This window comes from Rhizobium sp. CFBP 13726 (genome assembly GCF_014841925.1).
GTDB classification, from domain to species: domain Bacteria; phylum Pseudomonadota; class Alphaproteobacteria; order Rhizobiales; family Rhizobiaceae; genus Neorhizobium; species Neorhizobium soli.
Map to the genome: position 1 here is coordinate 1,297,450 of NZ_JACYUU010000001.1, position 13,165 is coordinate 1,310,614.

Below are 13,165 nucleotides of genomic sequence, written 5' to 3' on the forward strand. Positions count from 1 at the left end.
TGCACGCAAGCCTCTGGCCGCGACAGCTACACTCAGGTACGATTTGACAAAACTGTAATGGTGCATGAGGCAGTACGGATGGACTTGGGGACGCAAGGTGGGCAGAAGGTCGCTATGGTCGTTTCAACCATCCGGCAACGGATTTCCGGGCGCAGCCTTGTGCCCGGAGCGAAGCTTCCTTCCGTGCGAATCCTCGCGGCAACTCTTAAAGTCTCCACCTCCACCGTCGTCGATGCCTACGACCGGCTGGCGGCAGAGGGCGTGATCACCTCCCGCCCCGGCTCCGGCTTTTACGTTGCCAACCAGACGGCACCGTTGTCGCTCGCGCAGATCGGTCCGAAGCTCGACCGCGCCGTCGATCCCTTGTGGGTGTCGCGGCAATCGCTCGATGTCCGGCGCGATGGCCTCACGCCGGGTTGTGGCTGGCTACCGCCATCCTGGTTACCGGACGAGACCCTGCGGCGATCGCTTCGCACGCTTTCCCGCGGCGATACGGCAGCGCTTACGGACTACGGTTCTCCGCTCGGCCTGGCACCGCTTCGAAGCCTGATTGCGCGCAGAATGGGAGAGCGCGGCATCGAGGCTTCGCCCGACCAGATCGTGCTGACCGATTCCGGCACCCAGGCGATCGACCTTCTCTGCCGGTTCCTGATCGAGCCCGGAGACACTGTGCTTGTGGACGACCCGTGCTATTTCAATTTCCACGCCATCCTGCGCGCCCATCGCGCCCGGATCGTCGGCGTGCCCTATACGCCGAACGGGCCCGATCTCGACGTGCTCTCAAATGTCCTCACTGAGCACCGCCCTCGCCTCTACATCACCAATTCGGCGGTCCACAATCCGACCGGGGCAACGCTTAGTCCCGTCACCGCGCATCGCGTCCTGAAGCTTGCCGAACAGTTCGGCCTGACGATCGTCGAGGACGATATCTTTGCGGATTTCGAGCATACGCCGGCACCGAGGCTCGCTGCCTTCGACGGTCTGGACCGGGTCATTTATATCGGCAGCTTTTCGAAAACACTGTCCGCTTCGGTCCGCTGCGGCTTCATCGCCACCAAGCGGGACTGGATCGAGGGTCTGACGGACCTCAAGATCGCGACCTCGTTCGGCGGACCGTCGCTTGCGTCCGAACTGGTCTACCAGGCGCTGAGCGATGCCAGCTACCGCAAGCATCTGGATACGATCAGGGGGCGGCTCGCCGGCGCAAGGGTCGAGGTATCGGGACGGCTGAAGGCGATCGGCATCGTGCCGTGGATCGAGCCGCAGGCAGGCATGTTTCTCTGGTGCCAGCTACCCGATGGTCTCGATTCCGCCGACGTCGCGCGGGCGGCACTGAAGCACAACATCGTGCTTGCCCCGGGCAATGTCTTCAGCACGTCGCAATCAGCGACGGGCTCCATTCGCTTCAACGTGTCGCAATCGCTCGATGGCCGGATCTACGACGTCCTGAAGCAGATTTTCGCCGACATGCGAAACCGCGAAACCGTTGCATGAAGGCAAGCCCTTACTCGGCTGCCATCAGCTGCTGCTCTTTCGTATCGTTGGCGCGTCCCTTGCGGGCGCTTTCCAGCTCGTCCTGCAGCCGCTGTTCCTCGTGCACCTGTGGCTTGGAGAAGCGGGCGATCAACAAGTATGCGACGGGGGTGATGTAGAGCGTCACCATGGTTGCCATGCCGAGGCCACCGACGATCACCCAGCCGAGCGCGATACGGGCTTCGGCACCGGCGCCCTTGGCAAGAACCAGAGGCACGCCGCCGATCACGGTGGCGATCATCGTCATCATCACCGGTCGAAGACGGATAGCGCACGCCCGTTCGATCGCCTCGCGGCAGGACGCGCCCTCGTTGCGCAGATGGTTGGCAAACTCGACGATCAGAATACCGTTTTTCGCCATGACCCCGACAAGCAGCACAAGCCCGATCTGGCTATAGACGTTGAGACTGGAGCCGGTCAGCACCAAGGCGAAGGCAGCGCAGGCAAGCCCCAGCGGCACGGTGGACATGATGATGATCGAAGACAGGACGCTTTCGAACTGCGCCGCAAGCACCAGGAAGATGATGGCGATCGCAAAGCCGAATGTCAGCGCCATGCCGCTCGAATTTTCCTTGAGTGTCGCAGCCTCTGCCAACGGTATCAGACGTGATCCAGCTGGCAGGAGCGGCTGGGCAAGCTCGGTCGCCGCCTGGACCGCCTGACCGAGCGAGACACCGTCCTTGAGGCTGGCCGAGAAGGAGACTGCCGCAAGCCGCTGTTCGCGGTTGAGCCTCGGCGCCACGGCCCGTTCCTCGAGCGTCGCGACGGTGGAGAGCGGCACCATGCGGCCATCCTTGGCCTTCAGAAAAATGTTCTCGAGATCCGTCGGGTCATCGATCGGACGCGTCGTCGATGTCAGCTTGACCGGCGTCGCCTCGCCGTCGATGAACACGTCCACCACCGAGCGCCCTTCGAGAAGAGACTGCAGTGACGTACCGAGATTGGTGATGTCGATTCCGAGATCCGATGCCCGCTCACGGTTCACGGACACGAAGATCTGGGCCTGTGTCGGCTCGTTGTTGAGACGCGGCGTATCGAACAATCCGCTCGCGCGGAGCTGGTCCACCAGTTTCAGTGCGGCGGCCGTCAGCTCTTCATGATTGGTGCCGACCATCGCCATCTGCAAGCCGTTGCCGGCACCGCGGATACGCAGACTGTTCTGCTGCGTCGCGAACGCACGAAGCGACGGCACGGTCGCGGTGGCCGCGTTGATATCGCGCACGATATCCGCCTGGCTGCGCTCCCGCTCGGACCAAGGTGCAAGCGTCAGAACCATGAAACCGTTATTGGTGGCGCCACCCTGCCCCGAGATCGAATAGATGTTCTGGATCTCGCCGGACGCCACGAGCGGCTGCAGTTTCTCTTCGATCTGCTGCAGCTTGTCGCGCATATATTGCAGGCTGATGCCTTCGGGCGCCGTCGCCCGCAGCATGACCATGGCCCGGTCTTCCGGCGGGGTCAGTTCGCTCTTGACCGTCTTGAAGGCCATATAGCCGGCACCGCCGAACAGCAGCGCGAAGACGATGACGATCGCCGGCGCGCCAAGGCAGGCATGCAGCGTCACCTGGTAGAAATTGGCAAACAGCGTTCCGAACCGGCCAAGCAGGCCGTCGTTCTTTTCCTGTATCGGCTTGGTCAGCATGCGCGACGCAAGCATCGGGCAAAGCGTCAGCGCCGTGACCGAAGACAGCGCGACGGCAAACGCCAGAACGAAACCGAACTCGCGGAACAGGCCGCCCATCTGGCCAGGGAGAAAGGACAGCGGAATGAACACGGCGGCAAGCGTGGCGGTCGTCGCCAGCACCGCGAAGAAAACCTCCTGGGTGCCGATCACGGCGGCCGCGCGCGGACCCATGCCTTCCGATCGTCGTCGCACGATGTTTTCGAGAACGACGATCGCGTCATCCACCACAAGGCCGGTCGCGAGCACGATCGCCAGCAGCGTCAGGATGTTGATCGAAAACCCGACGGCATAGATTGCGACCAGCGTACCGATCAGCGCCACCGGCATGGTCAGCGCCGGGATCAGCGTCGCCTTCCAGTCGCGCAGGAAGAGATAGATGACGGCAATTACGATCGTGCCCGACAGCGCCAGCGCGATCTCGACCTCGTGCAGCGCGCCTTCGATGAAGACCGCATCGTCACTGGTGATGGCAATGCGCGTGCCCTCGGGCAGCGTCTTCTGAAGATCGGCGACGGCGGCCCGCACACCTTCCGAAATGCTGAGCGTGTTCGATTGCGCCTGGCGCAGCACGCCGAGACCGACACCCGGAACGCCGTTCGATCGCAACGCCGTCGTGCCGTCGTCCGGCCCAAGCATCACGGTCGCCACATCGCGCAGCCGGACATTGTTGCCCAGCATGACGTTTTCGAAGTCTTCGGGCTTGGTCAGGCTCGCCGTCGCGCGCACGACAATGTCCTGCGTCGAGGATTCCAGCGACCCAGCGGGCACGTCGAGCGCAGCCGTCGATAGCGCCTCCGAGAGATCTGCAATCGTCAGCCCACGACTGGCAAGCGCCGTCTGGTTCACGTCGACGCGGAAGACCTTTTCCTGGTCGCCGTAGAGTTCCACGTCAGCGACGCCGTCAACCGACGCAAGCCGGTCGGACACCTCGTTATCGACGAGAAGCGTCAGGTCTTCCATCGACAATGAGTTGGACGTAACGGCAAGCCGCATGATCGGCTGGCTGTCGGAATCGGCCTTGATGATGCGCGGCTCGTCCACGTCGTCAGGCAACTGGCCGGTGACACGACCAAGCGCATCGCGCACGTCGTTGGCGGCCACCGCAAGATCGGCGGTGTCGTTGAATTCCAGCGTGACACGGCTCTGGCCGAACTGCGATTCCGATGAAACTGCCTTGAGGCCGGCGACCCGGGCAACCGCGCCCTCGATGATATCGGTCACCTCCTGGTCCATCGTCTGGGCAGAAGCGCCGTCATAGGTGGTGCGGATGGTGATGACCGGCTGGTCCACATCCGGCAACTCGCGCACCTCGACGCCGGCAAGAGCGGCAAGGCCTGCGACGACAAGAAGCGTGTTGAGAACCGCGGCAAGGACCGGCCGCCGCACAAAGAGCGCGGTAAAGCTGTTCTGCTTTCCGGAAGACTGGCCGGACGACCCGTTGTTATTGGCGTTACCGCTGTGGCTGCTGCTCATCGGCTGGCGACCTCCGGCGGCTTTTCACCGGCAATGCGGACGGCACCATTTTCCCGGACCCGTTGCAACCCTTCGGTTGCCACGACATCGCCATCCTTCAGATTGGCCGAGACGAGGATCGCATCGGGATTGCGCTGGATCACCCTTACCCGCTCCTTGACCGATTTGTGATCGACGATATGCCAGACGAACGAGCCTTTCGCATCCCACTGGACTGCAAGCGGATCGACGCTTGGAAAGGTTTCGCCCGGAAACCGCATCGTCACGCCGAAAGACATGCCGGCGCGGAGTTCGTCATCAACATTGGGAATTCTGGCACGAATGCGGATCGTACGGCTTGCCGGATCGACCCTGTTGTCGACGGCCTCGACCGAACCCTCGAAGGTGCGGCCTGGACGCGAGACGGAGGCGGCCTCGACCGGCATGCCAGGCTTGACCTGAACCGCGAAACGCTCCGGCGCCCAGAAATCCACCAGTAGCTCGGTACGGTTGTCGATCGTCACGATATTGCTTGCGGTCGTGACGTTGTCACCGATATTGACCGCGACGATGCCGACGATCCCGTCGATCGGCGCAACGACCGAGCGACGCTTCAGCGCCAGTTCGGCGTTGGTGACCGTCAGCTGCGCCGTTTCGGACGCAATCTGCGCGTCGAGCACGTCGAGGCGGGAGAAGCTCTTGAGGTTCCGGTAAGTATCGGATTTCTCACGCGCACTGCGCAACACCACCTGCGCCTGATCGCGCAGGATGATCTGCTCGTCGTCATCGAGCTGCGCAAGAATCTGGCCCTTTTTGACCATGTCGCCGGATTTGACGAGGATCTCGTTTACGGTGCCCGTCGCCTGCGGCATCACGATAACCGACTGGATCGCCTCGCCGTCACCGATCGCCGACAGTCTGTCGTTGACCACGCCGGTTCCGACGGGTCTGGTTGCAACCAACACCACCTGGCTCTCACCGCCGCCCCGCTGCCCGCCGCGCGATGACGAAGCCGGTGCGCCCGCAACCGTTGCGGCCGCCGGCTCGGCGACATCAGGATTGATGGAAGTCACCATGCCTGCGGGAACGCCCATCGAAATCAGTGACCGCCCGGCATCTGCCGACAGGTAGACCCAGAGACAGAGCCCTCCGAGCAGTACCGCAACCGACATCAGAAGCTGGTTCCAGATCCGCATTCATTCCTCGCAAGTCTATCGATAAGTGGTGCAAGTATCCCCGTTTCGCGCCCAACTGGCAAGGTCGAGGAACCTACCTTACTGTTTTGTAACATCACGCGATTTCACGGATGTGTCAGAGCTTCCACGACACGAATCCGGACGATTCCTAGGGGAAACATGGGAATGAAAAGAGAACATCGGCTGGTCTTTCGAGCCCGAATCACTACATTGGCCGGATGAGTAACAGTTACGACGACATCCCTTTCTTCGATGAGGAGCCGGAGCCCGCCCCCCGCAAGGCGCGAGGCGAAGACCAATCGGACCAGCGCCCGGTGCCGGCATCGGCTGGCAACCATGGTTCGGCTCCTGTTCCTGCTGGTGGTTCCGGTGGTGCCTCCGGTGGTTTGGGGATCGCGGCGCGGGCCATGGCGGCGCGCGGTGGCAACCGGCCCTCACCCGACTATATGACGGGCCTTAACCCGGAACAGCGCGAAGCGGTCGAGACCTTGGATGGTCCCGTTCTGGTTCTGGCGGGCGCCGGAACCGGCAAGACCCGCGTGCTGACCACCCGCATCGCCCACCTGCTGGAGACCGGCCGCGCCTACCCGAGCCAGATTCTCGCCGTGACCTTTACCAACAAGGCGGCGCGCGAGATGAAGGAGCGCATCGGCGTTCTCGTCGGCGGCGCCGTCGAAGGCATGCCGTGGCTCGGCACGTTTCACTCGATCGGCGTCAAGCTGTTGCGGCGCCATTCGGAGCTGGTCGGCCTGCGATCCGATTTCACCATCTTAGACACCGACGACGTCGTGCGCCTGATCAAGCAGCTCATCCAGGCCGAGGGTCTCGATGACAAGCGCTGGCCGGCCAAGCAGTTCGCCGGCATGATCGATGGCTGGAAGAACAAGGGCCTGTTGCCGCCCGACATTCCGGAAGGCGACGCCCGGGCCTTTGCCAACGGCAAGGGCCGCGAACTCTATGCCGCCTATCAGGCCCGCCTGCGCACACTCAACGCCTGCGATTTCGGCGACCTTCTGCTGCACCCGATCGCCCTGTTCCGCAAGGCACCGGATCTGCTCAAGGAGTATCACCAGCGGTTCCGCTATATCCTCGTCGACGAGTATCAGGACACCAATACGGCCCAGTATATGTGGCTGCGTCTGCTCGCTCAGCGTCCGAAGGACGTGCCGCAGAACGTCTGCTGCGTCGGCGACGACGACCAGTCGATCTATGGTTGGCGCGGCGCCGAAGTGGAAAACATCCTTCGCTTCGACAAGGATTTCCCGGGCGCCAAGGTCATCAAGCTTGAGCGCAACTACCGCTCGACAGAACATATCCTCGGCGCTGCCGGCCATCTGATCGCCCATAACGAAGGGCGTCTCGGCAAGACGCTGTTCACCGACCGTGTCGATCCCGAAGATGAAAAGGTGATCGTCCACGCCGCCTGGGATAGCGAAGAGGAAGCCCGCGCCGTTGGCGAAGAGATCGAGCGGCTGCAGCGCGGTGATGGTCGCAGCGATTCCAAGAAACATGCGCTGAACGACATGGCGATCCTGGTGCGCGCCTCGTTCCAGATGCGCGAATTCGAAGACCGGTTCGTGACGCTCGGCCTCAACTACCGCGTCATCGGCGGCCCGCGCTTTTATGAGCGGCTCGAGATCCGCGATGCGATGGCCTATTTCCGCATGGTCTGCCAGCCGGCCGACGACCTGGCCTTCGAGCGTATCGTCAACACGCCGAAGCGCGGCCTCGGCGACACCACGATCCGCTACCTGCATGACAGCGCCCGCGCCCGCGATGTGCCCATGCTTCAGGCCGCAAGCGAAATGATCGAGACCGACGAGCTGAAGCCGAAGGCCCGCAAGGCCCTGTTCGACGTCGTGCAGAATTTTCGCAACTGGCAGGGACGTCTCGAAACCGTGCCCCATACGGAACTGGCCGAGCAGATCCTCGAAGAGTCGGGCTATACCGACATGTGGAAGAACGACAAGACCGCCGAAGCACCGGGCCGGCTGGAAAACCTGAAGGAACTGATCCGCTCGATGGAGCAGTTCGAGAGCATGCGCGGCTTCCTAGAGCACGTCTCGCTCGTCATGGATGCCGAGACCAACGAGAACCTCGATGCCGTCTCGATCATGACGCTCCACTCGGCCAAGGGTCTGGAATTCGAGACCGTGTTCCTGCCCGGCTGGGAGGAAGGCCTGTTTCCGCATCAGCGCGCGCTGGATGAAGGCGGCCGCTCCGGGCTGGAGGAGGAACGCCGCCTCGCCTATGTCGGCATCACCCGCGCGAAACGCCGCTGCCATATCTGGTTCGTCTCGAACCGGCGTATTCACGGCCTGTGGCAATCCACAATGCCCTCGCGCTTTCTTGATGAACTGCCGCCGAGCCATGTCGATGTCGCGGCATCGGAATCCTCAAGCTTCGGTGGCTATGGCGGCCGCGGCGGCTACGGCCAGTCGCGCTTCGACAAGGCGGATGCCTTCGCCGGCAATTCCTATTCGACGCCAGGCTGGAAACGCGCCCAGGCCAACAAGACAGACGCCACCCGCGACAACTGGGGCAGCCGCTCCGGCCACGCGGTGGAACGGATCGGCTACGGCGAAAGCGGCCCCCGCGGCCGCACGATCGACGGCGAGCTGGTCGCCAAGTCGACAACCGACACGCCCTCGAAATTCACAGTCGGCGACCGCGTCTTCCACATCAAGTTCGGCAACGGCAACGTCACCGCGATCGAAGGCAACAAGCTGACGATCGAGTTCGACAAGGCAGGGCAAAAGCGGGTGCTGGACGGGTTCGTGGAGAAGGCGGGCTGACGAGACGTCTACTCACTCGCAAACGAGGGTCGTGACCATGATGAGGGCTTTAGAATTCGATGAATGACATCTCCCTCAGCAACAGCGACGTCGTCGAACTCACCGCATGGCGCCGCCGGCTTCATACCATGCCTGATGTCTCCGGTGAGGAAGCGGAGACGGCGCGCGAGGTGATGCGGTTCCTGTCGGAGACCGGTCCGGACGCGGTGGTCGAAGGTATTGGCGGCACCGGCGTCGCGGTCGTCTACGACAGTGGCGTGCCCGGAATGACGGTGATGCTGCGCGCGGAACTCGATGCTCTTCCGATCGAGGAACTCGGCGACCCCGAGCACAAGTCGAAGGTATCGGGAAAAAGCCATATGTGCGGCCATGACGGGCATATGGCAACGCTTGCGGCGGTCGGCCGCGCGCTCGGACGTCGGCGGCCAGCGAAGGGTCGTGTCGTTCTCCTGTTCCAGCCGGCGGAGGAAACCGGCGCCGGGGCGGCAGCGGTCCTTGCCGACGACAAGTTTCGGGACCTGACGCCCGATATCAGCCTGTCCCTGCACAACATGCCGGGCATCCCGCTCGGCCACGTTCATCTGAAGGACGGCCCGACCAATTGCGCGTCGCGCGGCATGAAAATCATCCTGACCGGCAAGACTGCCCACGCGGCATGGCCAGAGACCGGGATCTCGCCGGTTTCGGCCGTGGCCAGGCTGCTGCCAGCCCTGAGCGGTATTTCGGCAGGCTCTGTCGAAAACGACGACCTCGTGCGAGCGACCGTGACCCACGTGACGATCGGTGAACTCGCGGCGGGCATTTCACCGGCGCATGGCGAGATCTGGGTGACGCTGCGCACCTCGACGGATGATCAGATGTCCGCTCTTGTCGAACATGCAGAGACAATGGCGAGAGACGCGGCTGCGGCGGATGGGCTGGCCCTGGCCTTGTCCTATCAGGATGTGTTCGGCCACTGCATCAACCACCCCGCTGCAGCCGACATCCTGAGGGCCGCGATGGATGCCGAGAGCGTGCCGCATGTCGCTGGGCAAGCCTATCGCGCCTCGGAGGATTTCGGTCGCTTCGCTAAGGTCTCGAAATCGGCCATGCTGTTTCTCGGCGCCGGCGAAAGCCACCCTGCCCTGCACAACCCGACTTACGATTATCCGGATGATCTGATTGCGATCGGCGCCCGCATCTTTCTGGCCGCAACGCGGCAGGTACTGGGCTGACAACGAAAAACGGAGCCTAAAAGGCTCCGTTTTTTCTTGAGTTTGATCAGGCGTCCTTGTTGCCGAACAGCTTTGCCATGATGCCGCCGCCGCTTGGGCCGGCGCCGGGGCGCTTGCCATCCCACTTCGGCACGATGATCATGTGGGTGATCTCGCCGCGCTGGAAGGCCTTGAGGAACTTGTCGTAGTCGGCGAAGGCCACGCAACCATGGCTGTCGCCGCGAACGCGAAGCAGGAAGCTGTGGGCGAGAAGACCCGTGCGGCCCTGCGGCGCCTTGCCGTCGGTCGGCGTCAGGCGGATTGCCGCAACACCGTGGAACAGCGATTCGCGCATCGAGAGCTTGTAGGTGCCCGGAGGTGTCGGGCCGCGCATCTTCACATGCGTGAACTTCGGGTTGTCGCGCATGCTGCCGATGCCGGAATGGGCCTCGAGCTTGCTGCCGTTCGGCATGATGACCACGCCGTTGGTGATGTCGTAGATCGCAACCTTGGTCCCAATGCCCGGCCACTTCGGCGAACCCTGCGACGGAGCGAGAGGCTCTTCGCGCATCGGGTTGTTCGGCTTGGCAAAGGCAAGCACGGTTGGCTTGTCGTTATCGTTGTCGCCACGGCCAGGCTTTTGCGGTGCGACGGCTGCGATTGCGGCAAGTGCATTCGGCTTTTCAGGCTTGACGGAAGCGACGGCCATGGAAGCGCTGGTGGTGGCCGCACCGGGACGCAGGACCGGCAGTGGTCCGGCTTTCGGCAGCGCCTGGGCGAGAGATGTCGGCGCAGGTGAAGGTAGCGGCGTCGCCTGTTCGGCAATCGCCACCGTATCCTCCGACATGCTTTCCGGCAGATCGCTTTCGAGCGACGCCAGTTCCACCGGCTTCATCGTGTTGAGTTCCGCCACCTCTGTCGCCGGCTGAACTTCCTGGAGAATGTCGGGCATTGCGCCCAGAGCTTCGCTACCGCGTGGCGCTACGACCACAAGACTTTCCATGGCAGAACCGAGAGCGGACTTGATCTGGTCGGAGCCGGGCCGCAGCTTGCCAAGGGCCGCAAACTGCTGTTCGGTTTCGGCGTGACGGGCAGCCTTTGCCATCGCGAGATGCATCGACTGACGAACGCTTGCGTCATCCGGACGCTGGGAAGAGAGAGCAGCAAGCTGCGCTCCTTCCAGACGACCGCGCTTCGGCTCGGCCGGCGCGCTGCCTGGAAGGCGAGAGAATTTCGAAATATCGAGATTGCGGTCCGCAGTGCGCGCCGATGCAGCCACGAGATGCTCGCGCGCCGTTGGTGGCGCAAGCAGGGCCGTTTCGAACCTGATGCTGGGGGCAGACTTGACCGAGGTCGCGACCGTGACCATCGAGGCACCAACCAGCGCCGCTACGGTAAAGCCGACGCCAAGCGCCATATTCGTCATGAGTGAGCGGGACTTCTTGCGGCGCGCCTGCGCCGAGGATGCTTTCGATGCCGCTTTGCGACCGTTCTGCTTCGAAGCTTTGGATTCCAACTGACGCGCCATTACTCGTTACCCGAACCGTTACTCACACCGGCAAGGCCTGCTTTCGCAGTCTTGCCCGCAAGATCAAAGCGGACTGAGAAAGCAGACAGGATCTGCTCATCGCCGCCAATCGACTGCATATGAGAATGAACGATTATGGTAACCAATGTCTTTACGCCGCCCCGATTTGGTTTCGGTGGTGCACTTAAAAGCGCATACCGCCGGAAGTTAAGCAGAAATGCGGCAAAGGGGTGTTCGACCCTGCCCGCAGGTCCGGTGTCTAGCTCGTCGACTGTTGCTGTTTAGCGACAAAAGTTAACAAACTCAAGGCTTACACCGGTTTTTAACTGGTGCGACATTTGAGGTACGAAATCGCACCCGCAATTTTGAGGGGGTGAGACGCGGCAAGCCAGAGCCAAAGTGTGGCGACACTCTGTTTGAACCCACATGCAAAAATGGGCGCCTCTGTGGAGGCGCCCATGGATCGTGGAGTTTTGAAGGGATGCGGTGAACGGCTCAACCGTCGGCCCGGCGAATGGACCGACCTTCCATGAAGAAGAAGGGCCGCAATTTCACACCCAGCACATTTCCGGCAAACGCCGCAACTGCCCAGAGATAACCATGCAGGCTGCCGGACGCGATGCCGGAGAAATAGGCTCCGATATTGCAGCCATAGGCGATTCGCGCACCGTAGCCGAGCAGCAGGCCGCCAACGACGGCCGCAAGGATCGAACGCAGCGGGATGTCGAGGCTGGGAGCAAACTTTCCAGCCAGCGCCGCCGCCAGCATGGCGCCCGCGATGAGGCCGAAATCCATGACGGATGTGACATCGGCAAACACGCTTCCGGCCAGAGCCTTAGCATTCCCCGGCTGCTGCCAATAGGCCCAGGCTGTCGGATCAAAGCCGATCGCCTGCGCGCCCTTCGCACCCCAGAGCGCGAAGGCGGACGTGATCCCCCAGGGACGGCCGGCGATTGCGAGCGTCGCGAAATTGAGGATGACGAGTGCAATCGCGCCAGCCACCAGCGGCCACGGACCACGCAGATAGCGGGCAAGACCATGCCGTGGCGAAGGTGGTGCCTGTTCAAGTGCGCCGTTGCGCCGCTTCTCGACGATCACAGTGATCGCTGCGATCGCGGCAAATATGGCAAGCGATACCGCAATGCCGCCAAATGCCCCGAAGGTCTGGAACAGAGACGTCGGCGGCAGCGAAGGAAGACTGACCCACCAGTCGAAGTGGATGGTGGCGAGAACCGAACCGACGATGAAGAAGAACAGGGTCACCAGCATGCGCGCATTGCCGCCACCGGCGGTAAACAGCGTGCCGGATGCACAACCGCCGCCAAGCTGCATCCCGATGCCGAACATGAAGGCCCCGACGATCACGCCGATACCGGCCGGCGAAATATTGCCACGCACCTCGGTGCCGAACAGCACGCCACTGGATAGAGCCGGGAAAAACAGGATGACGGCAAGCGCCAGAAGAATCATCTGAACGCGAAGACCCCGGCCCCGGCCCTCCGCAATGAAGACACGCCAGGCAGACGTGAACCCGAAGGCCGCGTGATAGAGCGCGATGCCAAGCCCGCCTCCGATGAGGAAGAGCGCACCTTGGGCTGGACCATAAGCGAGGCCGAGCGCAACGGTGCCGACAACAAGCACGATGAGAGCGCCGAGACCGGGAAAACCGATCGGCGGCAGGCCTTCAGCCCGCGTTTCTAGCGAAGACGACAGTGACATGGGAGAAACTCCGTGAAGATGACCTCTAGATAGGGTTGTGGTCCGCATCCGACGAGGAATCACGT

At 62.6% G+C, this 13,165-nt stretch carries 7 protein-coding genes; 3 read left to right on the forward strand and 4 right to left on the reverse strand.

Annotated features, from left to right (window positions below):
• Nucleotides 1–57 precede the first annotated feature (57 nt).
• The gene (locus IFT66_RS06335; RefSeq protein ID WP_192077014.1) at nt 58–1,494 is read left to right on the forward strand and encodes an aminotransferase-like domain-containing protein; all 1,437 of its coding nucleotides are present in this window, start codon (nt 58–60) and stop codon (nt 1,492–1,494) included.
• 10 nt (nt 1,495–1,504) lie between these two features.
• Here IFT66_RS06335 and IFT66_RS06340 read toward each other — a convergent pair whose 3' ends face one another.
• Nucleotides 1,505–4,690 (reverse strand): efflux RND transporter permease subunit, encoded by a 3,186-nt coding sequence (locus IFT66_RS06340; protein WP_192077015.1) that lies wholly within the window; start codon nt 4,688–4,690, stop codon nt 1,505–1,507.
• A complete protein-coding gene (locus IFT66_RS06345) occupies nt 4,687–5,865 on the reverse strand; it encodes an efflux RND transporter periplasmic adaptor subunit (RefSeq protein WP_192077016.1) in 1,179 nt (392 codons plus the stop codon). Before IFT66_RS06345 ends, IFT66_RS06340 begins: the two co-directional genes overlap by 4 nt.
• Before the next feature lie 218 nt (nt 5,866–6,083).
• On the opposite strand from IFT66_RS06345, the gene IFT66_RS06350 reads away from it, so the two are divergent.
• Both IFT66_RS06350 and IFT66_RS06355 read left to right on the forward strand, forming a co-directional pair.
• Nucleotides 6,084–8,660 (forward strand): ATP-dependent helicase, encoded by a 2,577-nt coding sequence (locus IFT66_RS06350; RefSeq protein ID WP_192077017.1) that lies wholly within the window; start codon nt 6,084–6,086, stop codon nt 8,658–8,660.
• 68 nt (nt 8,661–8,728) lie between these two features.
• Nucleotides 8,729–9,874, forward strand: coding sequence for an amidohydrolase (locus tag IFT66_RS06355; protein WP_192077159.1), 1,146 nt, complete (start codon nt 8,729–8,731; stop codon nt 9,872–9,874).
• Nucleotides 9,875–9,920: 46 nt separating this feature from the next.
• On the opposite strand, the gene IFT66_RS06360 is transcribed toward IFT66_RS06355, so the two are convergent.
• Nucleotides 9,921–11,369, reverse strand: a complete 1,449-nt coding sequence (locus IFT66_RS06360; protein WP_162237991.1) for a DUF2778 domain-containing protein — start codon at nt 11,367–11,369, stop codon at nt 9,921–9,923.
• A 507-nt stretch (nt 11,370–11,876) separates the two neighbouring features.
• Nucleotides 11,877–13,100, reverse strand: a complete 1,224-nt coding sequence (locus IFT66_RS06365) for a YeeE/YedE family protein (protein ID WP_192077018.1) — start codon at nt 13,098–13,100, stop codon at nt 11,877–11,879.
• Nucleotides 13,101–13,165 lie beyond the last annotated feature (65 nt).

What these genes read in the sequence shown, in the direction of transcription:
- IFT66_RS06350 (WP_192077017.1), top strand. Translation starts at nt 6,084, where the DNA reads ATGAGTAACAGTTACGACGACATCCCTTTCTTCGATGAGGAGCCGGAG.
- IFT66_RS06340 (WP_192077015.1), bottom strand. Translation starts at nt 4,690, where the DNA reads ATGAGCAGCAGCCACAGCGGTAACGCCAATAACAACGGGTCGTCCGGC.
- IFT66_RS06335 (WP_192077014.1), top strand. Translation starts at nt 58, where the DNA reads ATGGTGCATGAGGCAGTACGGATGGACTTGGGGACGCAAGGTGGGCAG.
- IFT66_RS06365 (WP_192077018.1), bottom strand. Translation starts at nt 13,100, where the DNA reads ATGTCACTGTCGTCTTCGCTAGAAACGCGGGCTGAAGGCCTGCCGCCG.
- IFT66_RS06345 (WP_192077016.1), bottom strand. Translation starts at nt 5,865, where the DNA reads ATGCGGATCTGGAACCAGCTTCTGATGTCGGTTGCGGTACTGCTCGGA.